Below are 21,950 nucleotides of genomic sequence, written 5' to 3' on the forward strand. Positions count from 1 at the left end.
TGGGGGCGCCAGGGTGCCAGGACAGAACGTGGGTGTGGTCGTCGATCCGGGCGTATCCCCGGAGGTCGCCGGATTGTTGCGCGCGAACGCCCCCCTGCTGTCCAGGATCAGGGCGGGCTGGGTGCCCCCCGCCGCCCCGGCGGCGCCGCGCCACCGGAGCGCCTCCAGCGCGCTGCTGCTGGCCGCCACCCCTGCCGTGATCGCGTGCATGGCCGTCCTGCTGGCCTCGCCGCTCGCGCCCGCCGGGTTCATGCTGCTGGGCACGTACGTCTTCATCGTGCTCATCAAGATCGCCTCGATGGGCGAGGCGGTGGAGGACGACCGGCCGCACGAGCGCGGCGTGTACGAGCAGGCCCGCTGGTACGACGGCCGTTACCTGCTGCCCGAGGACTTCGACGAGGAGGCCGGGCAGGTGCTGGCCAGGGCGCAGCGGGCCATCGGGTCCGTGCTGCGCTCCCACGTCAACGCCGAAGGTCTCCTCGACGACGCCCGCAACGCCTTGATGCTGCCCGCGCAGGAGTGGGAGATCGCGCGGTTGCTGGCCAAGCTGTCGGCGTTGCGCCTGGAGCACAGGGAGTTGCTGTCCAGGGGCATCGCGCCCGAGGTCGCCGCGGTGATCGAGCCGCTGGAACGGGCGCTGGCCGGCAGCGAGGCGGCGGTGGTCGCCCGCGTGGAGGCGCTGGAGCGGTACGCCGCCCACGTCGCCGACGCCGAGCGCGCCTATCACGCCCGCGGCCAGATCGAGGAGCTGCGCGCCCGGCTGCCGAAGTACGAGGAGCTGCTGGCGGAGTCGGGCGCCGACGCGCTGGCCGTACCCGAGATCGAGCGGCTGGCCGAGGACGCCGACGTTCTGGAGCGCACGCTCCGGCGCAGCGTGCGCTCGGCGCACGAGGCCTTCCGTTACCTGGAAAGCTGACAGTCGGACAGACCGGGACATAGGATCAGTAACGTGGCCGGACGTCATGCGAAGGTGATAGTCGATCCGGCGGTGCCTGACGACGTCGCGGCCCTCTTACGCGACAACCGCAAGCTTCTCGTCCGCGTCCACGGGGGCTGGGTGCCCGCGCACAGGGGCCATCGGCCCATGGCGGGCACCGTGGCCAGGCTGGCGGCCAGCGTGACGGCCGTGGCGGCCGCCGTGTACGGGCTGACGTTGTTCGTCGCCGAGCAGTACACGGCCTTCGTGGTGATCATGACAGGGGCGGCGCTGCTGATCGTCAGCGTCCTGCTCAGGCCCAGGCCCGACGCCGAGGTGGAGCGCCGGCACGCTCTGGAGCGCGACGTCTACGACCACGCCAGCGGATACGAGGGCCGCTTCGTGCTCCGCGAGCACCTCGACGATGCCGCGAGGCCGCTCCTGAGCCGCGCTCAGGCGGCGATCGACCAGGTCATGAACTCCAGCGTGAACGCCGAGGGGCTGCTCGACGACGTCCGCAACGCCGTGATGCTGCCCGCGCAGGAGTGGGAGATCGCCCGGCTGCTGGCCAAGCTCTCGGCGCTGCGCGCCGAGCACCAGGAGGTCGTCGCGGAGGGCGTCACCCCCGAGGTGGCCGCCGTGGCGGGTCCCCTCGCCGAGGCTCTCGACAGCAGCCAGCGGGCGGTGCTGGCCCGCGTCGAGGCCCTGGAGCGGTACGCCGGACACGTGGCCGACGCCGAGCGCGCCTACCGTGCCAGGCACCAGATCGAGCGGTTGAGCGCCCGGCTGCCCCGCTACGAGGAACTGCTCGCCGAGTCGGGCGCCGACGGGTCGGCCGTGCCGGAGCTGAGCCGATTGTCGGACGACGCCGACCGCCTTGAGCAGGCGTTACGCAACAGCGTCAGCTCCGCGTACGAGGCATTTCGCCACCTCAAGGGTTGATTTCCCTTAGGATCCGGTTTTGTGGCGGATGTGGTGGTAGACCCCGGGGTGCCGCCCGATGACGCTCAGCTGCTCAGGCAGGGCCGGCTGGTGCTGATGAAGATGCGCCAGGGCTGGGCGCCCGAATCGCGGCGGGCCGCGTCGAGCGCGCGATATCGCATGGCCGCCGGCTTCGGCACGGTGGCGTTCTTCGGACTGGTCCTGGGCGTGGGCGGCCTGGGCAGGGGACTCGGCATCCTCATGCTCCTGCTGATGCTCATCCCCGTCATGGTCGTCCTCTTCGTCAGGAACGATCTGGCCGAAGAGGACGACGACGCGTACGAGCGGCAGATCTACGAGCAGCTGCGCTGGTACGAAGGCCGCTACGTGCTGACCGGCGACCTCGACGAGTCGTCCAGGCGGCTGCTCGCCCGCGCCCAGCGGGCCATCGGCACCGTGACCGGCTCCCGGGTCAACGCCGAGGGCATGCTCGACGACGTGCGCAACGCCGTGATGCTGCCCGCGCAGGAGTGGGAGATCGCCCGGCTGCTGGCCAAGCTGTCCGCGCTGCGCACCAAGCACAGGGAGACCGTCTCGCAGGGGCTCACGCCCGAGGTGGAGGCCGTGGCCAGGCCGCTGGCCGGGGCGCTCGACAGCAGCGAGGCGGCGGTGCTGGCCCGCGTGGAGGCGCTGGAGCGGTACGCCGCCAACGTCACCGAGGCCGAGCGCGCGTACGTGGCCCACGAGCAGATCGAGGAGCTGCGCGGCCGGATGCATCAGTACGAGGAGCTCGTTGCCGAGACCGGGGCCGACGGGTTCGCCGTTCCCGAGCTCGAACGGCTGGCGCGCGACGCCGACCGGCTGGAGCAGGCGCTCAGGCGGAGCGTGAGCTCCGCCCACGAGGCCTTCCGCTACCTCGAACCCTGACCCGCGGTCTCCAGCAGCACGTCGCACAGGGCTTCGGCCGCGTCCACGCGGCCGATCCCGGCCGCCGCCTGCCCCATCGCCTGCCGCAGCTCGGGGTCGGCCAGCAGCGGCATCAGCTCGGCCAGCAGCTGGTCGGCCGACGGGTGCGGCTCCAGCAGCGCCCTGGCCGCGCCGGCCGAGGACAGGTAGCCCGCGTTCTTGCGCTGCTCGTCACCGCCGGTCGGGATCAGCGGGATCAGCACGGACGGCTTGCCGATGGCCGTCAGCTCCGAGACCGTGCCCGCGCCGCTGCGCGAGATCACCACGTCGGCCGCGGCGAACAGGTCGGCCAGCTCCGCTCCCACGTAGGGCACCGGGTGGTAGCGCTCGGCCAGCTCGCCGGGCAGCGCGACGGCCCGCATCTGGTCGATCCAGGCGGGCCCGCACTGGTGCACGATCTGCGCGTGCGGCAGCAGCCGCGGCAGCACCTCGGCGATGAGCGTGTTGATCTGCTTGCTGCCCTGCGCCCCGCCCGTCACGTAGATCAGCGGCACCTCGAACGTCAGCCCGAACAGGTCGTAGGCCGCGGCCCTGTTGCCCTGCAGCAGCTCCGGCCGGATCGGGTTGCCCGTCACCACGGCCTTCTTCCTGGCCGCCGCCGGCAGGTATTCCAGCGACGACTCGTGCGACAGCGCGATCCTGGTCGCCAGCCTGGACAGGATCCGGTTCGCCAGCCCTACCACGGTCGTCTGCTCGTGCATCACCAGCGGGCGGCGGATCAGCTTGGCCGCCACGCCGATGGGGACCGCCACGTAACCCCCGGTCGACAGCACCACGTCGGGCAGGTAGCGGGCCGCGTGCCCCACCGCCTGGAACACCCCGACCGGGATGCGGAACACGTCGGCGATGTTCGTGCCCAGCTCTTTGAGGTTGGGGCGGCGGCGAAGCTTGCCCGTCGTGATCGCCTTGAACGGGATGCCGTGCTCGGCGGTGATCCTGGCCTCGAGACCGTTGGCCGTGCCCACCCAGAGCACGTCGTGCGGCACCTGACGTCGCTGAACGGCCGACAGGGTCGTCAGGGCCGGATAGGTGTGACCACCGGTGCCGCCGCCGGTGATCAACAGTCGCAGGGTTCGTGACATGCGATCAGACTAGAGCCGCACAGCGGAAACCCGTGTGTCCTGAAGAGGAGTCAGGAGTGTTGGAGGTGCGGGCGGCGACACGATAGCGGTTGCAGTAGGAGTCGTGGCACATGTACGACCCGCCGCGGATCACCTTGGCGCCGCCCTCGGCCGGCCCCGTGGGGTTGTCGGCGAAGGCCTCCCACGTCGTGCCCCACCAGTCGGTCGTCCACTCCCACACGTTGCCCGAGACGTTGTAGAGGCCGTAGCCGTTGGGCTGGAACGACTTGACGGGCACCGTCCCCTTGCTCGGCGCGGTCGGGAACCGGCCCTGCCAGATGTTGCAGCGCTGCCGGCCCTTGGGGGTCAGCTCGTCGCCCCACGGGTACTTCTTGCGCTCCAGCCCGCCCCTGGCCGCCATCTCCCACTCCGCCTCGGTCGGCAGCCGCTTGCCCGCCCACGTGGCGTACGCGGTGGCGTCGTTCCACGACACGTGCACCACGGGATGGTTCTGCCGGTCGCCGATCGAGGAGCCGGGGCCCTCCGGCGAGCGCCACGTGGCCCCCTCGACCCCGGCCCACCAGGGCGCGCCCGGTACGGAGGCGTCCATCACCCCACCCGTGGCGAACTGATGGAACACGAACGACCAGCCGATCCGCTCGGCCTCGGTGACGTAGCCGGTCTCCTTGACGAACGTGGCGAACTGCGCGTTCGTCACGCACGCCGGATCGATCAGGAACGGGTCGAGCCGCACTTCGCGGACCGGCCCCTCACCGTCGTCCGGCCGTCCGTCGGGGTCGTCCCCGCCCATCAGGAACGTCCCGCCGGGGATGCGCACCATGCCGCGCGGCGCCGTCCGGCGTACAGTGATCTTCACGGCCTCCTGAACGGGCTCAGAGGTGGCGTTTCTGCTCGGGCCGCAGCAAGCGTTCACAGATCCCCCCAACGTGTCGTGACACCAAGGAAGGGTAGTGCCTGCGGCACGCCCTTCACGACGCGGTCGCCCCACCCCGCGGCCGCCTCGGGAGCCGGCCGCCCTCCTCCCGCCGCGCCCGGCCGCGCCGGGCCGCCTGTCGTCGTCGAAGCCGCAGGACTGTAGCGTTTCACCATGCGACTCGGCGTGCTGGACATCGGCTCGAACACCGTCCACTTACTGGTCGTCGACGCCCATCGCGGCGCCCGGCCCATGCCGGCCTACTCCCACAAGGTCGAGCTGCGCCTGTCCGAGCATCTCGGCGACGACAACCGGCTGGCCGGCAAGGGCATCGAGCGGCTGGGCGCCTTCGTGGAGGAGGCCGTCGCCCTCGCCGAGGACAAGGGGGTGGAGGACCTCGTGGCCTTCGCCACCTCCGCCGTGCGCGAGGCCTCCAACGGCGAGCAGGTGCTCGCCGAGATCGACCAGCGCTGCGGGGTGGACATCACCGTCCTGTCCGGGCGCGACGAGGCCAGGCTGACGTTCCTGGCCGTACGGCGGTGGTTCGGGTGGTCGTCGGGGCGGCTGCTGGCCTTCGACATAGGGGGCGGTTCGCTGGAGATCGCCGCCGGGGTCGACGAGGAGCCCGACGTGGCCGTGTCGCTGCCGCTGGGCGCCGGGCGGCTGACGCGCGACTGGTTCACCGGCGACCCGCCGTCCGCCGACGAGGTGCGCAAGCTGCGCAAGCACGTACGCGCCGAGATCGCCCGCACCGTCGGCGACGTCGTGAGATACGGCGGCGCCGACCGCGCGGTGGCCACGTCCAAGACCTTCAAGCAGCTCGCCAGGATCGCCGGCGCGGCGCCTTCCAGCGAGGGCCCCTACGTCGCGCGCTCGCTGTCGCGGGCGGACATGGCCGACTGGGCGGCCAAGCTGACCACCATGGAGGCCGCCGAGCGGGCCCAGCTGTCCGGCGTGTCCGAGGGCCGGGCGGCGCAGCTGGCGGCGGGCGCGCTGGTCGCCGACGCGGCCATGGACCTGTTCGAGGTGGAGCGGCTCGACGTGTGCCCGTGGGCGCTGCGCGAGGGCGTCATCCTGCGCCGCCTCGACCTCCTGCCCGGCCGCCTCGACCAGGCGAACGGCGTGGCCAAGTAAGCCCGTTATATCCCCAAGATCTGGCATAGACCGGTGGCGGCCGGGCATCTTCTGCCGAATGGTGGAAGTGCTCGGCGCGATCGGTGCCCTGACGGTCGTCGTCCTCCTCATCGTCATGGCCGTGCTGCTCATCGCGGTGGTCGCTATGGTCACCTTCGTGGCGATCGCCGCCGTGATGATCAACTGGCGCGTGGCGTGGAGACGGCTGAGCCGCAGGGAGAGACGGCTGGAGCTGAAGCTGAGCGGCCGCGCCGTGCCGGCGCGGCGGCGGGCCGAGCTGAGCGGGAGCACGCCCCGCGTGCGCCGGCGGTTGCACCTCGGTGGGCGTCCCGCGGAGCGCGGGTCCGCCGGCGGCCACCCGCACCGTGTACGGTTGCGCGACCACAGGCCGGCGGAGCGGCCCAGCAAGATCTAGGTGGTCATGAGATGGGTGCCGGCCGCGCCGGGCGCGTAGCGCAGGCGCTTCTCCAGGCACACCATGGCCCCGTCCTCGTGCTTGTTGGTGAAGCGGATGTCGTCGGCGAGGGCCCGCATGATCTGCAGCCCGCGTCCGTGCTCGGACCCGGGCCCGTGGTCGACGATCTCGCGCGGGTCGAAACCGCCTCCGTGGTCGACCACCTGGATGACGCACCGCTCGTCGTCGACGATGGCGTAGACGCGGTAGTCGTCGCTGGGCGCCGCGTGGTTAATCACGTTGGAACACGCCTCGGTGAGCATGAGCTCGATGTCGTCGCGGACCGGCGGATCGACGCCTAGCGAGCGCAGCGTGCCGTCCAGCATCTCCCTGATCAGCGGGACGCTCGCCGCATCGCGGGGCAGTCGAAGCGCTATCGTGGTCTCCACCGGGCCTCCTCCCGGATCGATGCGTGTGGTCCATCTGCCCCGGATCTCGCGCCCCAATCGTCCCTCCAGGGCGGACAGGCCGGAACGATCACGGCTCGATGAGCCGCATGGCCACCTCGACGGTGGCCTTGTGGATCTCCTCCTCCGACAGCTCGCTCTCCAGGGCCAGCCACTTGCCCGCGTGCAGTCCGAACAGCGCCAGCGAGTGGCTGATGCGCTCGACGGGCGTCGCCTCGGGCCCGCTCATCTCGCGCGTCAGCTCCATCATCCGCTCGCGGATCTTGATGAGCGTCGGGTGGTCGCGCAGCGCCGTCTGGTTGCGCTCGAGAAACCTCGCCACACCTTGGTGCCGGGTGCGCCGCAGGTACTCGGCGTAACGCTCGACCAGCTCCCGGCGCATCTCCGGGGTCTTGGGACGGCTGCGCGCCCACCCGAGGAGCTCCTCGATGTCGGCCAGCCGGAGATCGACCAGGCTCGCCACGATGTCGTCCTTGGTCTTGAAGTGGTAGTAGAGCGCGGCCTTCGTCACCCCGAGCTCCTCGGCGATCTCCCGCAGGGAGGTCGCCTCGTAGCCCTGCTCGGTGAAGAGCCTGAGCGCGATCTCCTGGATCCGGGTTCGCGTGTCTTCCCGCACTTCGCACCTATTTCGACTTGACGGCCGACAAGTAAGTATCTAGCTTATTCTACGCTTGCCGGTCGGCAAGTAAGGAGTGTGCACACTGGGGGGTAAGTGGTGGCGGAGGCAGTCGGACGACGCCGTGAGGTCATGGTCGTCCTGCCGGGGCTGATGCTGGCGATGATGCTGGCGATGCTCGACAACATGATCGTGGGCACGGCCATGCCGCGCATCGTGGGGGAGCTCGGCGGCCTGGCACACCTGTCCTGGGTGGTCACGGCGTACGTGCTGGGCACGACCGTCTCGACGCCGATCTGGGGCAAGATCGGCGACCTGTACGGCCGCAAGGCCATCTTCATCATCTCGATCGTCATCTTCATGATCGGTTCGGCGCTCTGCGGAATGGCCGGTTCCGAGATGCTCGGCGGGCCGGACGACGGCATGGCCGAGCTGATCGCGTTCCGCGCGGTGCAGGGGCTGGGCGCGGGCGGCCTGATCGTGAACGTCATGGCGATCATCGGCGACCTCGTGCCGCCCCGCGAACGCGGCCAGTACCAGGGCATCATGGCCGGCGTCATGTCGCTGGCGATGATCGCGGGCCCGCTGGTCGGCGGCTTCATCACCGACAATCTCGACTGGCGCTGGGCCTTCTACGTGAACCTGCCGATCGGCGCGATCGCGCTGGTCCTGCTGGTGCTCAGGCTGCACCTGCCCAAGGTGGAGAAGACGCAGGTGCGCATCGACTGGGCGGGCGCGATCCTGCTGTCGGTCAGCATCACCGCGATGGTGCTCATCACCACCTGGGGCGGCAACGAGTACGCGTGGGGCTCCTGGCAGATCCTCACCCTGGCGGCGCTCGCCGTGGTCACGCTGGCCGTGTTCGTCCTGGTCGAGCGGCGGGCGGCCGAGCCGATCATGCCGCTGCAGCTCTTCCGGATCCGCAACTTCACCCTGATCTCGGCCATCGGCTTCCTGCTCGGCTTCGCCATGTTCGGCGCGATCAACTTCCTGCCGCTCTTCCAGCAGATGGTGCAGGGCGCCACCGCCACCAACTCCGGACTGCTGCTGCTGCCGATGATGGGCGCCTCCATGGTGGTGTCGCTGTTCGTGGGCAAGGCCATCACCGCCACGGGCAAGTACAAGGTCTACCCGGTGGTCGGCGGCGCCGGCATGGCCGTCGGCATGTGGCTGCTGTCCACCATGGACGTCACCACGCCCGCCTGGCTGACCGGCGTCTACATCGCGGTGCTCGGCCTCGGCATGGGCTTCCTCATGCAGACCACGATGCTCATCGCCCAGAACAGCGTCGAGCAGAAGGACCTGGGCGTCTCCAGCAGCGCGACCACGTTCTTCCGGTCGATCGGCGGTTCGTTCGGCGTCTCGATGTTCGGGGCGATCTTCAACAGCGCGCTGCTGTCCGAGCTGACCGGCAGGTTCGGCGCGCAGACCGCCGAGCGCATGGCCAGGACGGGCGCCAGGATGGACCCGGGCGCGGTCGCCGCCATGCCCGCCCAGGTCCGCACCGGTCTGCTGGAGTCGCTGGCGGCGTCGATCTCCGGCGTCTTCTGGTGGGCCATCGCGTTCGCGGTGGCCGTGCCGGTGCTGGCGGCGTTCATCCAGGAGATCCCGCTGCGCGGGGCCACCCCGGTGGACGCGTCGGACGAGAAGGCGGTCACCCCCGCGGCGGGATGAGGGAACCGTGCGCCGCCAGGAAAAGGGAAGGCGCGCGGGCGGTGCGGGCATGGACAATCCCCCTATGCATCGCATCAGGCGTCCCCGTGTCGACGACGCGGCGGCCGTTCACGAGCTCATCAAGGCCCGCGACGTCGCCGTGCTCGGCGCACCCGACATGACCCTCGACGACGTGGCCGACGAGCTGGTGGAGCCCGGCTTCGACCGCGACAGGGACGGCTGGCTGGCCTACGACGAGGGCGGCCGGCTCGACGGCTGGGCCTGGGCGTGCCCGAGCGGCGACGGCGACCTGGTGGACGTCGACGTGATCGTCCGTCCCGGCGCCGAGCCGCTGGCCGGCCGGTTGTGGCCGCTCGTCCGCGACCGGGCGCGCGAGATGGGGGACGAGCGCGGCCACGACGGCGTCACCCTGCACGTCGGGGTCTACCGCGCCGACCACGGCAAGCGGGCCACGGTCGAGGCCCTCGGCTTCGAGCCGGGCACCAGCTTCCACCGCATGCGCATCGACCACGACGGCCCGATCGAGCCGCCCGCCGGGGTGCCCGCCGCCCTGGCCGGGCTCACCCTGCACACGGGGGAGAGCGAGCAGGTACGGCGGGTGGCGCACGAGGTGCAGCAGGAGGCGTTCGCCGAGCACTTCGGCTTCGTCCCGACCGGCTACGACCTGTGGCACGAACGCAAGCAGGCGCAGAGCGTCAACGACTGGAGCCAGCTCACGCTCGCCCGCCTCGACGGGCGTCCGGCCGGGATGGTGATGGGCAACGACCAGTTCGTGTCCGACGAGAACTGCGGCTACGTGGCCACGCTGGCGGTGCTGCCCGGACACCGGGGGAGGGGCCTCGGCCGCTTCCTGCTGCGCCACGCGTTCGCCGCCGACGCCGCCCGCGGACGCCAGGGCACGATCCTGCACGTCGACAGCAACAACACCACGCCCGCGCTGGGGCTGTACGAATCCGCGGGCATGCGCCAGATCATGGTCATCGACGTGTGGCGCCGCCGCCTCCGGCGGGCGGGCGGGTCAGACGCGGTGGCGGGAGAGGTGCTCCAGCACTGACTGGTTCGCCTCCCACCCGTCGGGAAACTTCACCGGCACCCCCAGCTGCACCGGCTCCGCCGACGGGTGCGCGTCGAGGAGCTCGGCGATGCCCGCCCTGGCCACCACCACGCACGCGTGCCGGTGCCGTGACGCGAGCACGCACAGCCGGCCCGACTCCAGGTGGAAGGCCGTCGCGTCCCTGCGCCCCGACAGCGGGTGCAGCACGATCGTCACGTCGTACTCGCGGCCCTGCAGCCGGTTGGCGGTGTCCACGGTGATCTGCGGCGGCACGCCGGCGGCGCGGATGGCGGCCACCTGGTCGCGGTGCGCCGCGCCGACCGCGACGCGGTCCGCCGTCACCGGTCGCTCGCCCTGCTCGGAGCTCGCCACCGCGCCCCGCTGCAGCAGCCGCCCGGCCAGCAGCGCCACCGCCTGCACGGCCTCCGCGTCGGTGCGCACGGTGTGCCGGTTGGGCAGCTCCAGCAGCGCCCACCCCGACCTGGCCGCCTCCTCCAGTGCCCGGTCGTGCGGCGTGCCCATGCCGCCGGTGGCCAGCTCCAGCCGCCGATCCCCGTCGGACGTGCCCGACCGGAACCCGGTGAACGGGTAGAACGCCCGCGACACCACCGGCGCGGCCGACGCGGGCAGCCGCCACGACACCGGCAGCCGGTGCACGGGCAGATCGGGGTTGTGCCGCAGCAGCACCGACACCGCGCTCTGCAGCGGATCCCACGACAGCCCCGACCAGCGGTCACCGTCGACGATCGAGAACGGGTCGAGCTGCCCGGGATCGCCCACGAACAGCGCCCGCTCGAACAGCCCCGCGATCCGCAGCAGCTTGTCCGAGCGCATCTGGTACGCCTCGTCCACGATCGCCCACGGCCACACCCGGCCGCCGATCCACGCCCACTTGTCGGCCGTGGCGATGACGATGTCGGGGTCGCCCAGATCCTGGATCCTCGTGCCGACCCGCACGCCGGGCAGCTCCAGCATCCGCAGCGGCGGCACGTACCCGCCGGCCGACAGCCTGCCCACCGTCAGGTGTGCATGTTTGCCGGAGATCCGCGTCACCAGATCGTCGACCTGCTCGTTCGTCTGGGCGACGATCATCAAGGGCTCGCCGGTGGCGGCGATGTGCGCGGCGGCGCGCACGACCAGCGTGGACTTGCCCGCACCCGGCGGGGAGTCGACCACCACGCCCCGGTGGCGGGGCAGGTCGGCGAGGACGTTCCTGATGACCTGCTCCGGGCCGGCGGTCACGACCACTCCTCCTGGGCGTCCTCGTCGTCGGGCACGTATTCCCGCGGCGGCCCGCCGTGCGTCCACGGGGTGGCCTCGGCGTCCGGCAGCGCGGGCGAGCCCTGGAAGTCGTCCGTCAGCGAGGTGTAGCAGACGCGCTCGCCGATCTCGGGCACGGCGCCGGGCGCCGCCGTCCTGCCGCGGCCCATGCCCTTGGTGATCTTCACGGTGACCAGGCCCTCACCGGCCGACACCAGCTCCGCGCCCTGCGCGCGCCGCTGCGGGGTGCCGAGGGACGTGCCGGGCGAGAGGCGTACGGGATCGTCGGTTTTGATCACCACGAGCGGCCGGAGCTTCCGGGAGCGGCCCTCGCCCTCGGTGTTGCCGGGGTCGGTGTCGACGACCTCGCCCGCGAACGCCTCCCCGGTCAGCCGGTGTTCGGCCATCACGAGCGGGTCGTCGTAGGCGCGCTGCGCGTCGTAGGCGGCCTGGGCGCGTTCCATGCGGGCCAGCCTGGCGGCGGCGGCGACCGCGCCGTCGCGCCGGGGCTGCGGCGGCGCGCCCTCGGCGACGTGCGCGGCCATGCCGCTGAACGAGCCGCGGTCCTGCTCCCACCGCGACGCCACTCCGGCGCCCTCCTCCAGCCCGGCGAGCAGGTCGATCGCCTGCCACATGAGCCGCCACGAGGGCTCCAGCTGCGTGCGCAGCGCTTCCGTGACGCGTTCGGCCGAGCCGCTCTCCATCGCCGGCGCGAGCACCTCCGCGTCGAACCCCGGGTCGGTCGCCGGTCCGGCGGGCGGCCAGATCAGCGGGTCCTCGGCGTCGTCGCTCGGCCCGGTGGTGATCCAGGCCAGCAGCGCGGCCAGGTTGGCGTCCTCCAGGCCGCTCTGCCCGCTGGCCCAGTGACGGCCCAGCTCCTCCGTCATGGCCGGCATCAGCGACGAGCCCGGGTACGCCGCCCGCTCCGCGAAATACGTCAGCCACCGCCCCAGCAGCGGCACCGACTCCGGCACCGGGTAGGGCCCGTCGGCCCGGCGGAAACGCATCGAGCGGCCCAGCAGCCGGACGAAGGCCACGCCCGCCCGGTTGGGGACGAGAATCTGCGGCGCGTCGATCGCCCGCTCGTACGGGTCGGCGTTCCTGCGCTCCACCGTCTCGGTGTCGCGCAGGAACCCCTCGACGTACGGCAGCAGCACCCCCGCCAGCTCGGCCGCCCACGCGAAGCGCAGGTCGCGGTTGCGCGGCTGGGCCACCACCAGCAGGCGCGGCCGGTCGCGGTCGGCGCCGAGCATGGCCGCGAGCGGCGCGGCGGCCTCGCCCGACAGCTTGAGCGGGATGAACACCATCGGCCGGTCGGCCAGATGGCAGTGCCGGACGGTCGCGATGGGCTGCGCGATGCCCTCGTCCAGGGCCCGCAGCCGGGCGAGCGAGGTCAGCAGGCTCACGTGGGTCTCCCTCGCGGGCTCACGTCAGGCACTCCTTGCGCAGGCGTTCGGCGTTGCGGAGCAGCCGCGCGATCTCCTCCTGGCCCGCGGCGGGGTCGCGGGTGCCGTCGGCCAGGCCGAGCGCCTCCGCCACCGAGGCCACCCCGCCCAGCTCGTCGCGCACCTGCCGGCCGAGCAGGTCGGAGGCGCCCTCCTGCCGGGCCTCGTCGCGGCAGAAGAAGCACATGTCGCACGTGGACAGGCAGTCGGGGGCGTAGCGGGCGGTCGTCCTGCGCAGCGCGTCGGCCAGCTCGGCGACCGGCCTGGTAGGCCGGCCGTCGTCGTCCGGCCGCAGGTCGAACGTCAGATCGTCGGGCAGCCCTTCGAGCAGCCGGTCGAGGGCGGACATCCTGGTGAGCTGGCGGCGCAGCACGGCGAGCTGCCTGCGCACGTCGACCAGCGAGGCGACAGGGCGGTTGGCGAAGTTCTCCGGGCAGACCAGCACCACGTCGTGCGAGACCTTCAGCGGATCGTGGCCCAGCTCCTCCAGCAGCGTGCGCAGCGCCAGCACGTAGACGGCGGCCTGGCGGGCGGCCGCCGCCACCGCCGAGGGGTCGGCCTGCCCGTCGATCACCGCGAACGACTTGATCTCCACGATGTGGAAGCGGCCGCCGAGCTGGAACGCCACCACGTCGGGCTCCAGGTAGGCGGTGTGACCGGCGATCTCCAGGCTGAGCAGCGGGTGGTCGTACAGCGTGCCCGCGTCGTGCTCGTCGCGGGCGGCCCGGTCGATCAGCGTCCTGGTGTGGGCGTGGCGCAGGTGGGCGCCGACGTTCTCCACGTCGTGGTAGGCGACCTCGGCGACGGGCAGGCCGAGCAGCTCGCGCAGCATCCGCAGCAGCTCCGCGCACCCGTCGGCCTTGACCAGCGCCTCGAACACGTTGCCGCGCGTGATCGCGAACGGCGACTGGCCGAACGGCGCGGGGAAACCCAGGTGCCGGGCGGCGGCGTCCTTGTCGACGCCGGCGCCGTCCATGAGGGCGCGGCGGGCGCAGCCGGGGTTGGCGGCCAGGGCGGCGATCGCGCGGGCGTCGTGAGGGCGCGGCGGCGTGACGCCCCGCAGGACGTCGAGCCGGTGCTGGGGGTTCATGGCCGCACTCCGCTCGGCACGCTCGGCCGCCTTGTGCCGCCGCCTTCCCCCGCTGTGGTCGCCGGGTCCATGGCCTCGCTCCGCTCCGGCAGGCCGGGGGCCCGGGTGTCGCGCTTCAAGCCGCTCACGTCGCGTACTCCTTCTTGATCGTGCCCAGCGTAGCGGCGCCGAACAGGCGGGCCGCGTCATCGAGCTGTGCCACGGCGCGTTGCGCCAGCTCGGCGCGGTCCCGCGTGTCGCGGTCGGCGTGCACGCGCAGCTCGGCCCTGGCCGCCTCGATCACCCGCCCGCGGTGGGGCGGGCCCAGCGTGCCGTCGGCCGCGCCGGGGATGTTCCTGGCCATCCTGACGAGTAACCTGTCCGCCCGCTCGTCGCCGGTTTCCTGCTCGGCCACCGCGATGGCGCAGGTCAGGAAGTCGACACGGGGACTGAGCGGGCCGACCACACGCCGTTCCAGCGGCCAGGCGCTGAGCGTGAGGAGCCCGCGGGCGGGGGAGAGGCGGTCGGTGAGCGCGGCGCACAGGTAGTACGGCCGCCCGAACGGCGACGACCTGAACGAGCGCTCCTCGTCCCTGCGCAGGCTGGTGAGCCGGCTGCTGCTGATGGTGCCGCCGAAGAACGCGGCGCTGACGGCCACGATCAGTCTCGGCTGCGCGGCCGCGCCCAGGAGCCGCAGCCCCTGGTGCACCTGCTCCCGCACGGTGACCAGGCGTGGCGGCTCCTCCTTGACGGGCCGCTCGCCGCTCACCAGGGCGTCCCAGGCGCGCTCGGCGCCGCGCAGCTCGGCCCGCAGGACGCGGGCCCGGGCGCCGTCCCTGGCCCGCATCGCCGTGCGTACGCCCGCCCGCAGCTCGTCGATCCGCCTTTCCAGATCGTCCAGCCGGTCACTCATGGCGCGACTGTATCAACCGTCCCAGCATTTTCCAGTAAAAACGCAAAGAACGACGCCATGATGAGATCTACAACGTAAAGCGGACCCGTACGCGGAGGAGATCGATCACAACGGCCGGCGCGGCACCTTCCCGCAGGCCACCACCCACCCGGCCCGCATCAGCGCCGCCTTCGGCCTCGACCACGCGCCCGGGCTGGGCGGCCTGGGCGCGAAGGCTCGGACCAGAGTGCGTCATCGCAGGTCAGCGTGGCTATGCTGGCGGAAATGGGGGCCATTCGCAACACGACGGGTGGAGGCATGGCCGCAGGGACGACCTGGTGCTCGCCGAGGAGCTGGTCGCCAGGGCGGCGCTGAGCCTGGACAACGCCCGCCAGTACACCCGCGAGCGCAACGCCGCGCTCGCCCTGCAGCGCAACCTGCTGCCGCGCCGGCTGGACGGGGGCGGCGCGGTCGACGTGGCCTCCCGCTACCTGCCCTCCGACCTGCACGAGGGGGTCGGCGGCGACTGGTTCGACACGATCCCGCTGCCTGACGGCCGGATCGTGCTGGTCGTGGGCGACGTGACCGGGCACGGCATCGCGGCTGCGGCCCGCCGACCGACCCCACGGGCGCCACCTGCCTGTACGCGCTCTACGACCCGGCCACCCGCCGCTGCGTCATGACCGGTGCCGGGCACCCGCCGCCCGCGCTCCTGCACCCGTCAGGCGAGGTGGAGTTTCCCAGCCTGCCCAGCGGCACCCCGATCGGCGTCGGGCTGGGCTCCTTCGAGTCCCTGGAGCTGAAGCTGGACCGGGGCACCGTGCTCGCGCTCTACACCGACGGCCTGATCGAAACCCGCGGGAGCGACCTGGAGGCGGGCATGCGGCGGCTCGGGGCCGCCCTGGCCCGGGCCTCGCTGCCGCTGGACGACCTGTGCGCCTCGGTGATCGGCTCGATCGTGGGCGAAACCCCCGCCGAGGACGACATCGCCCTGCTGGTGGCCCGGACGCGCTGACGGGGCCCGGGCGCCGCATCAACCGGCCGGACGGATGACTGGGAGGCGGGCGTGATCTACATTGTAAAGGCGCCCGCTCGGAACGACCGCGATCAGGAGGTCGGGGACGCCGCGACCCAGGTACGGTCGTCGGTGAGGAAACGGTCGAGCCGCAGTCCCTCGGCGGCCAGCTCGGCCGACAGGTCCTCGTCGGTGAGCCGCCTGGACGAGAACGACTGCGTCCACACCTTGTCCTCGCCGTGGGTGTAGCGCATGGTCGCCTGGAAGATGCCGGGGGACACCTGCTCGACGGCCGCCAAGGTGATCGTGATGCCGCCGTCCCGGCGGTTCTGGCCCACGTGCCACCGGTCGTGCGCGTCGGCCGGCATCCACTGGAGGAGCACCGCGCCCCCCGGCTTGACGTGCCGCGCGCAGGTGGCCAGGAAAGCGTGCCTGACCGCGTCGTCCACGGTGTTCACCAGCTGGGAGGCCAGCATGACCGTGTCGAAGCGGCGGTCGAGCCGGAGGTCCTCCACCCGGCCCAGCACCGTGTGCGCGCCGCGCACGCGGGCCAGCATCTCGGCGGACTCGTCGACGGCCACCACCTCGAAGCCTCGCTCGACCAGCGGGTGCGTGACGCGGCCGACACCCGCCCCCAGTTCCAGGACGGTGCCGCCGGGCGGGGTGACCTGGGCGACGATCTCCGGCTCGCCGCCCGGCTCCAGCAGGCTGTAGAAGTCGACAGGGGATCCGTCCGGGGTGATGGGGCCGGGGCCCGTGCCAGAGTTGCGCATGCCTCGAAACTATCCCGCGGAGGGCGAGGCACGTGATCGACAGTCATTACCTTCCGATCCGGATCCCGCACCGCCCGCTCGGCCCCCGTCCCGCCTGGGCCGGGTGGTGATCCGGGACGTGCCGACGATCCGCTAAGGTGACTTCCCCCTTTTGTGAAAGAAGTCGGCATGTCGCATGTTCATATGGTTTTGTCCGCTGTGGGAGATCACCCCTATCCGCTGATCCGCGGGGGCGGGCTGTTCCTGATCGGTGTGGGCACCGGCTTCCTCCTGAGCTGGATCTTCCGTACGTACTGGCTGCAGTTCCTGATCGGCGGCTTCGCCGCCGGGTTCGTCGGCAGCGGCCTGAGCGCGCTGCTGCCCAGCCTCGGCTCGCCGTCGTTCGCCCACATCGCCGGGCTCGTGGGGTCGTTCGTGCTCGAAGCCGGGCTGATCTACCTCGTGCTCTCCAGGACCAAAGGCGCCGATGACCGTACGGTCCTGCTGTGGATCCTGTTCGTGGTGGGCGTGCACTTCCTCCCGATGGGCCTGGCCCACGGTCCGCTGATCACCCTCCTCGGCGTGCTCACCATGGCCAACGCGGCGGCCGGGCTGCGGAGCAACGCCCCGCTGCCGGTGTTCGGCGTGATCGACGCGCTGCTGAAGCTCGGCTTCGGCGCGGTGATGCTCCTCGGTCACCCGGCGCTGACCTTCACCTGAGCCCGCCTTCCGCGAATCCCCGCACGCCGCTGAGCTGGCCCGATAAGGTTTCCGGCGGACCCAGCGGCGGCTGACGGCGGGAGGGCGGGGCGGCACGTGAACCACGGGACCCGACAGGTGATGGGAGCCGTCGCCGGACTGGCCGCGTTCGTCCCCGTCTACTACCTGACCGAGGCGGCCGCCAGGGCCCTGCGCACGGGTGTCGCCACGTTCGGCCCCGCGCCGTACGGCCTGGCCTACCTGGGGGCGGTGGCCGTCATCGTCACCGTCCTCACCGCCTGGCCCGCGGCGGCGCTGTTCTGCGGCGTGCCGCTGGCGTCGGCCGGTCTCCTGTTCGCCCTCGACCTGGACGCCGCGCTCGGCGCCGCCGGCCGCCTGCCCTGGGCCCGAGCGGGCGGGCTGCCGTGGTCGCCGCCGGACGGCGTGCCGTGGGCGCAGCCGGGCGAGCCGCCCGGCACGCTGGCCGGGATGACGGGCCTCTACCTGCTCATCGGAGCGCTGCTGGTGCTCTCGGCGCTGCTGCCCGCCCGGTTGCGATCTATCCTGGGAAAGTGAGCGGGCGTGATCCGGATCGGCGCAGGGCGCTGCTCGACGCGGCCGACCGGGTCATCACCGAGGACGGCCCCGAGGTGTCGATGGCGGCCATCGCCGCCGCGGCGGGCGTCACCAAACCTGTCCTCTACCGCCACTTCGGCGACAAGAGCGGCCTCTACCAGGCGCTGGCCGACCGGCACGTGCGCACGGTCATCGGCCGGCTGCGGCCCTGGCTCGCCGCGCCGGGCATGGATCCGCGCGGCCGGGCGAGAGCCGCCATCAGCGTCTACCTCGACCTGATCTCCGCGAACCTCAACCTGTACCGGTTCCTGTTCCACCGGGCCGGGGCCGAGGACACCGCGATTCGTTCCCGCATGACCTCCCTGGTGCGCGGCCTGGGGGAGGAGCTGGGCGCGGTGCTGGCCGCCGAGGGCGCGGTGGCCGATCCGGTGCGGGCGCAGGTGCTCGGGCACGCCTTCGTCGGCATGGTGCAGACGACCGGCGACTGGTGGCTGGAGCATCCGCAGGTGGACCGTACGCAGGTGGTGGAGGGGCTGGTGGACGTGATCGCCGCCGCGGTGTCCGGCGCCCGGGCACCGCACGCCGCGGGACAGGGCTGAGCGAGGCCCGCCAACCGCGGGCCGTGCGCTAGCGCAACATCTGGAGCAGGTCCCACTCGTTCTCGCACACCCGCCGCCCGATCGCGGCCAGCTCGACCGACCGCGCGCCGCCGCGCAGGTGCCGCATGGTCTGCATGACGCAGATGACGCCCCACTTGAGCACGCCGAACGTCTCCCACCAGCGCAGCGCCTCCCGGTCCACCGGAGCGCCGCCCGCCCGCTCGTACGCGTCGATCAGGTCGTCGTAGTGCCCGAACCCGCCCACCGGCAGCGGCGAGCCGAACCGCCACGACTTCACGCACAACCACCCGAGGTCCTCCAGCGGGTCGCCAGCGTGGGCGAGCTCCCAGTCGAGCACCGCTCTGATCCCTTCCGGGCCGACGATCAGGTTGCCGTTGCGGAAGTCGCCGTGCACGACGGTCATCCGCGAGCCGGGCGGCCGGTCGGCCGCGAGCCGGCGCAGGGCCAGCTCGAACACCGGATGCGGCTCGCCGAGCTGGTCGAGCAGGTCGCGCCAGCGCGCCAGGGGATCCTCCTGCTCCTCCCGCGGCGCGCAGGACAGCGGCATCCGGTGGATGGCCGCCAGCGCCCGCCCGCACTGGGCGGCCAGCATGGGCCTGGCCGCGGCGTAGGCGTCGTCGCGCAGGATCCTGCGCGGGATCGTCTCGCCGGGGACCCGGGTCATGAGGAGGTACGACGCGCCGGAGGCGACGATGCCCGGCACCGGCACACCCGCGTCCGCCGCGGCCCGCATCAGCCTCGCCTCGGCCGCCAGGCCCCCGCCGATCTCGGCCTGCGGGGCCGCGCCGGGAGAGTCGAGCCGCAGGACCAGCTCGTGCCGGTTACCGTCCGGGGCGGCGACGTCCAGGGCCCAGGTCTCCCGTGACGCTCCGCCCGGGAGCCTGACGCTCGACGTGACGCGCGTGCCCGGGCCGAACGCCTCGGCGGCGATGGCGTGCGACTCGTTCACCGCAGGCCGAACGTCCAGGTGCCGCCCGCCGCGTACGCGCCCAGGACGCGCCGCCCCACCGCGTCGATGTGCACCTCGTCCGGCCCGTCGTAGATCCGCCCGGCACGCGCGTGCCGGTACATACGATCCAGCGGCGTGTCGGGCGTCAGCCCGGCGGCGCCGTACACCTGGATGGCCCGGTCGATCACGTTGTGCAGCATGCGCGCCCCCACCACCTTGATCGCCCCGATCTCGACCCGCGCCTGCGAACCCGCGTCGATGGCCTCGGCGGCGTCGAGCGTGAGCAGCCTGGCGGCCTGGATCTCGGCGTAGGAGTCGAACACGTGCTGCCGCATGAGCTGTTTGGCGGCCAGCGGCTCGCCGAACGCGGTCCGCTCGTGCATCCTGCGGCACATCAGGTCGAACGCCCGCTGCGCCTGCCCCAGCCAGCGCATGCAGTGGAAGATCCGGCCCGGCCCGAGCCGCTTCTGCGCGATGACGAACCCCTGCCCGCGCGGCCCGAGCAGGTTGCCCGCGGGCACGCGGACGTCGTCGTAGCGCACCTCGCAGTGCGCCCCGTCGAGCCCGAGCACGGGCGTCTCCCGCACGATCGTGTAGCCGGGCGTGTCGGTCGGCACCAGGATCATGGAGAACGCCAGGTGCGGCGGAGCGTCCTGCTCGGTCCTGCACATCACGGTCGTGTACGCCGCCCGCGACGCTCCCGTGGTGAACCACTTGTGCCCGTTGATCACCCATTCGTCGCCGTCCAGCACGGCGGACGTCACGAGCTGCGTGGGATCGCTGCTCGACACCGCCGGCTCGGTCATCGCGAAGCTGGGCCAGATGTCGCCGCGCACCAGCGGCTCGAGATAACGTTCCCGCTGCTCCGGCGAGGCGTGCTCGTGCAGCATCAGCGAGTCCTGCAGGGTGAATGTGCCGAGCGCGAGCTGGCCGTACTCGCTGCGCCCCTGCACCTCGTTGACGTAGACGTAGTCGAGGAACGGCAGCCCGCCGCCGCCCAGCTCGCGCGGATGGCCGAGCGCCCACAGGCCCTCCTTCTTCGCCTCGGCCCGCAGGGTGTCCAGGGCCTGCGCGGCCGCCGGCCCGCCCGCGTGCAGCACCGGCTCCGCCGGCTCCACCCGCTCGGTCATGAAGGCGTGGACGGCGTCGCGAACAGGGCGGACATGGTCCGGTACGGCGAAGCTCATGGAAGGATCTCAACGCCAAATCGTTGCCCAGTCAACCGACCTGGCCGTCAGGGCAGCCAGCTCACCTTGCCGCGCAGGAAGGCGTACCCGACGAAGGCCACGGCGTCGATCAGCGTGTGAGCCACGACCAGCGGCATCGCCCGCCCCCAGCGCTGGTACAGCCGCCCGAACACCACGCCCATGACCACGTTCCCGACGAACCCCCCGAACCCCTGATACAGGTGGTACGACCCCCGCAACACCGACGAGACCGCGACGGCCTTCCACGGCGTCCAGCCGGCCTGCCCCAGCCGGTGCAGCAGATATCCGGCGACCAGCACCTCCTCCAGCACGCCGTTCTGCGCGGCGGCGAGCAGCAGCACCGGCACCTGCCACCACACCTCGGGCAGCGCGCCGGGCACGACGGTCAGGTTCACCCCGGCCGCCCACACCGCGAGGTAGAACGCCAGCCCCGAGCCGCCGATCACGGCCGCCAGCGCCGCCCCGCGCAGCAGGTCGCCCCCGGGCCGGCGGAAGTCGGCGCCGATCGTGCGCAGCGACTCGCCCGACCGCACCAGCAGGTACGCCACCAGCCCGACCGGCGCCACCGCGATCGCGATCTGGACGAGTTGCAACGCCAGGTCCAGCCAGGGCCGATCCGGCGCCATCGACCCGACGAGCACGGCCTGCTGGCCCTTCAGCTCCTTCGGCGCCGTGAGCGCCCCGATCAGCCGGACGAACGCCACCAGGGCGCTGGCGCCGAGCGAGACCGACAGCACGACGATGACCTCGGCCCGGATGAGGCGGGGCCCGAGCACCGGGGTGGGCGCGAGCGGAGACTGTGTGGTCATGGCCGCAGATTAGCCTCTACATGATCGGACCCGAATAAAGGCCCCGTACCTTCCCCGAAGGACGGCTTCCTACCTTGGGCCGCGTCCCGGCGCCTCCGCCGGCGTCCCGCCGAATCTACTCTGGACGGGTGACCCCTTCCGGCCCGCACGACGTGCCCACGGCGGCGCAGCTCGTCGCCGCAGTCCGCGACTTCCTCCAGACCGACGTGCTGCCTGCCGTGGACGGCAGGACGCGCTACCACACCCGCGTCGCGATCAACGTGCTCGGCATGGTGGAGAGGGAGATCGAGCTCGGCCCCGGCCAGGCCGGCGAGCACGCGGCCCGGCTGGCCGCCCTCGGCGTGGCCGACGACGCCGAGCTGGCCGCCGCCATCCGCGAGGGCCGCGTCGAGGACGGTGAGGCGCTCACCTCCGTGCTGGAGCAGGCCGTGCTGGCGAAGCTGGCGGTGGCCGCCCCGGACTACCCGGCGCCGGCTGACGGCCACCCGCCCGGCCCCGGGCACGGGACCGGCTGAGGCC

At 72.4% G+C, this 21,950-nt stretch carries 25 protein-coding genes; 13 read left to right on the forward strand and 12 right to left on the reverse strand.

The features are described from left to right. The first annotated feature begins 28 nt into the window (after window positions 1-28). The 3 genes from E1292_RS28825 to E1292_RS28835 are packed head-to-tail and all read left to right on the forward strand — an operon-like array spanning window position 29 to window position 2,764. The gene (locus E1292_RS28825; RefSeq protein WP_246090402.1) at window positions 29-916 is read left to right on the forward strand and encodes a hypothetical protein; all 888 of its coding nucleotides are present in this window, start codon (window positions 29-31) and stop codon (window positions 914-916) included. 33 nt (window positions 917-949) lie between these two features. After that, the gene (locus tag E1292_RS28830) at window positions 950-1,858 is read left to right on the forward strand and encodes a hypothetical protein (RefSeq protein WP_246090403.1); all 909 of its coding nucleotides are present in this window, start codon (window positions 950-952) and stop codon (window positions 1,856-1,858) included. Between the two features lie 21 nt (window positions 1,859-1,879). Continuing rightward, on the forward strand, window positions 1,880-2,764 hold the full coding sequence (locus tag E1292_RS28835; protein WP_246090404.1) for a hypothetical protein: 885 nt from the start codon (window positions 1,880-1,882) through the stop codon (window positions 2,762-2,764). On the opposite strand, the gene E1292_RS28840 is transcribed toward E1292_RS28835, so the two are convergent. Then, window positions 2,749-3,885 (reverse strand): UDP-N-acetylglucosamine--N-acetylmuramyl-(pentapeptide) pyrophosphoryl-undecaprenol N-acetylglucosamine transferase, encoded by a 1,137-nt coding sequence (locus E1292_RS28840; protein ID WP_132598518.1) that lies wholly within the window; start codon window positions 3,883-3,885, stop codon window positions 2,749-2,751. The two genes, E1292_RS28835 and E1292_RS28840, sit on opposite strands and share 16 nt — an antisense overlap. A gap of 4 nt (window positions 3,886-3,889) precedes the next feature. Further along, window positions 3,890-4,741, reverse strand: a complete 852-nt coding sequence (locus E1292_RS28845; RefSeq protein ID WP_342775707.1) for a formylglycine-generating enzyme family protein — start codon at window positions 4,739-4,741, stop codon at window positions 3,890-3,892. A gap of 231 nt (window positions 4,742-4,972) precedes the next feature. Between E1292_RS28845 and E1292_RS28850 the strand changes: the two genes are divergently transcribed. After that, window positions 4,973-5,932 carry a Ppx/GppA family phosphatase gene (locus tag E1292_RS28850; protein ID WP_132598520.1) on the forward strand — a complete coding sequence of 320 codons (960 nt, stop codon included), beginning with the start codon at window positions 4,973-4,975 and terminating at the stop codon, window positions 5,930-5,932. 58 nt (window positions 5,933-5,990) lie between these two features. Then, window positions 5,991-6,347 carry a hypothetical protein gene (locus E1292_RS28855; protein WP_132598522.1) on the forward strand — a complete coding sequence of 119 codons (357 nt, stop codon included), beginning with the start codon at window positions 5,991-5,993 and terminating at the stop codon, window positions 6,345-6,347. Here the strand turns inward: E1292_RS28855 and E1292_RS28860 are convergent. After that, a complete protein-coding gene (locus E1292_RS28860; RefSeq protein ID WP_132598524.1) occupies window positions 6,344-6,775 on the reverse strand; it encodes an ATP-binding protein in 432 nt (143 codons plus the stop codon). The two genes, E1292_RS28855 and E1292_RS28860, sit on opposite strands and share 4 nt — an antisense overlap. Before the next feature lie 88 nt (window positions 6,776-6,863). Continuing rightward, window positions 6,864-7,409: a TetR/AcrR family transcriptional regulator gene (locus E1292_RS55065; RefSeq protein WP_132598526.1), complete on the reverse strand. Its 546-nt coding sequence runs from the start codon at window positions 7,407-7,409 to the stop codon at window positions 6,864-6,866. A 99-nt stretch (window positions 7,410-7,508) separates the two neighbouring features. On the opposite strand from E1292_RS55065, the gene E1292_RS28870 reads away from it, so the two are divergent. Together E1292_RS28870 and E1292_RS28875 are read left to right on the forward strand one after the other, a co-directional pair. Beyond that, a complete protein-coding gene (locus E1292_RS28870; protein ID WP_246090405.1) occupies window positions 7,509-9,083 on the forward strand; it encodes an MDR family MFS transporter in 1,575 nt (524 codons plus the stop codon). 64 nt (window positions 9,084-9,147) lie between these two features. Next, window positions 9,148-10,137: a GNAT family N-acetyltransferase gene (locus tag E1292_RS28875; RefSeq protein WP_132598528.1), complete on the forward strand. Its 990-nt coding sequence runs from the start codon at window positions 9,148-9,150 to the stop codon at window positions 10,135-10,137. On the opposite strand, the gene E1292_RS28880 is transcribed toward E1292_RS28875, so the two are convergent. From E1292_RS28880 to E1292_RS28895, 4 genes are all read right to left on the reverse strand, one after another. Next, window positions 10,102-11,379, reverse strand: a complete 1,278-nt coding sequence (locus E1292_RS28880) for an AAA family ATPase (protein WP_246090406.1) — start codon at window positions 11,377-11,379, stop codon at window positions 10,102-10,104. The genes E1292_RS28875 and E1292_RS28880 overlap by 36 nt on opposite strands. Continuing rightward, window positions 11,376-12,803 (reverse strand): hypothetical protein, encoded by a 1,428-nt coding sequence (locus E1292_RS28885; RefSeq protein ID WP_132598532.1) that lies wholly within the window; start codon window positions 12,801-12,803, stop codon window positions 11,376-11,378. Before E1292_RS28885 ends, E1292_RS28880 begins: the two co-directional genes overlap by 4 nt. A 19-nt stretch (window positions 12,804-12,822) precedes the next feature. Then, a complete protein-coding gene (locus tag E1292_RS28890) occupies window positions 12,823-13,932 on the reverse strand; it encodes a hypothetical protein (protein WP_132598534.1) in 1,110 nt (369 codons plus the stop codon). Window positions 13,933-14,056: 124 nt separating this feature from the next. Next, window positions 14,057-14,824: a hypothetical protein gene (locus tag E1292_RS28895; protein ID WP_132598536.1), complete on the reverse strand. Its 768-nt coding sequence runs from the start codon at window positions 14,822-14,824 to the stop codon at window positions 14,057-14,059. A 317-nt stretch (window positions 14,825-15,141) separates the two neighbouring features. Between E1292_RS28895 and E1292_RS52870 the strand changes: the two genes are divergently transcribed. After that, window positions 15,142-15,486, forward strand: coding sequence for a PP2C family protein-serine/threonine phosphatase (locus tag E1292_RS52870; protein ID WP_220447101.1), 345 nt, complete (start codon window positions 15,142-15,144; stop codon window positions 15,484-15,486). Next, entirely contained in the window at window positions 15,483-15,818 is a 336-nt protein-coding gene (locus E1292_RS52875) for a PP2C family protein-serine/threonine phosphatase (protein WP_246090407.1), read from the forward strand. The genes E1292_RS52870 and E1292_RS52875 overlap by 4 nt, the downstream gene beginning before the upstream one ends. A 92-nt stretch (window positions 15,819-15,910) precedes the next feature. Here the strand turns inward: E1292_RS52875 and E1292_RS28905 are convergent, their stop codons facing one another. After that, the gene (locus E1292_RS28905) at window positions 15,911-16,591 is read right to left on the reverse strand and encodes a class I SAM-dependent methyltransferase (RefSeq protein WP_132598538.1); all 681 of its coding nucleotides are present in this window, start codon (window positions 16,589-16,591) and stop codon (window positions 15,911-15,913) included. Between the two features lie 183 nt (window positions 16,592-16,774). Between E1292_RS28905 and E1292_RS28910 the strand changes: the two genes are divergently transcribed. The 3 genes from E1292_RS28910 to E1292_RS28920 all read left to right on the forward strand — a co-directional run bounded on the left by E1292_RS28910 (window position 16,775) and on the right by E1292_RS28920 (window position 18,444). Beyond that, entirely contained in the window at window positions 16,775-17,290 is a 516-nt protein-coding gene (locus E1292_RS28910; protein ID WP_246090408.1) for a DUF6609 family protein, read from the forward strand. Between the two features lie 120 nt (window positions 17,291-17,410). Continuing rightward, the gene (locus E1292_RS28915) at window positions 17,411-17,845 is read left to right on the forward strand and encodes a hypothetical protein (protein ID WP_132598542.1); all 435 of its coding nucleotides are present in this window, start codon (window positions 17,411-17,413) and stop codon (window positions 17,843-17,845) included. Continuing rightward, complete coding sequence (locus E1292_RS28920) at window positions 17,842-18,444, forward strand: TetR/AcrR family transcriptional regulator (protein WP_132598544.1); 603 nt, start codon at window positions 17,842-17,844, stop codon at window positions 18,442-18,444. Before E1292_RS28915 ends, E1292_RS28920 begins: the two co-directional genes overlap by 4 nt. A 28-nt stretch (window positions 18,445-18,472) precedes the next feature. Here E1292_RS28920 and E1292_RS28925 read toward each other — a convergent pair whose 3' ends face one another. Genes E1292_RS28925 through E1292_RS28935 form a run of 3 tightly spaced genes read right to left on the reverse strand, consistent with a single transcriptional unit; the run spans window position 18,473 to window position 21,431 of the window. After that, entirely contained in the window at window positions 18,473-19,414 is a 942-nt protein-coding gene (locus tag E1292_RS28925; protein WP_246090409.1) for a phosphotransferase family protein, read from the reverse strand. Next, entirely contained in the window at window positions 19,411-20,601 is a 1,191-nt protein-coding gene (locus tag E1292_RS28930) for an acyl-CoA dehydrogenase family protein (protein ID WP_132598546.1), read from the reverse strand. Before E1292_RS28930 ends, E1292_RS28925 begins: the two co-directional genes overlap by 4 nt. 47 nt (window positions 20,602-20,648) lie before the next feature. Then, a complete protein-coding gene (locus E1292_RS28935) occupies window positions 20,649-21,431 on the reverse strand; it encodes a CPBP family intramembrane glutamic endopeptidase (protein WP_132598548.1) in 783 nt (260 codons plus the stop codon). 128 nt (window positions 21,432-21,559) lie between these two features. On the opposite strand from E1292_RS28935, the gene E1292_RS28940 reads away from it, so the two are divergent. Next, complete coding sequence (locus E1292_RS28940; protein WP_132598550.1) at window positions 21,560-21,946, forward strand: DUF6285 domain-containing protein; 387 nt, start codon at window positions 21,560-21,562, stop codon at window positions 21,944-21,946. The last annotated feature ends 4 nt before the right edge of the window (window positions 21,947-21,950 follow it).

The organism is Nonomuraea deserti (assembly GCF_004348685.1).
GTDB classification, from domain to species: Bacteria; Actinomycetota; Actinomycetes; order Streptosporangiales; family Streptosporangiaceae; genus Nonomuraea; species Nonomuraea deserti.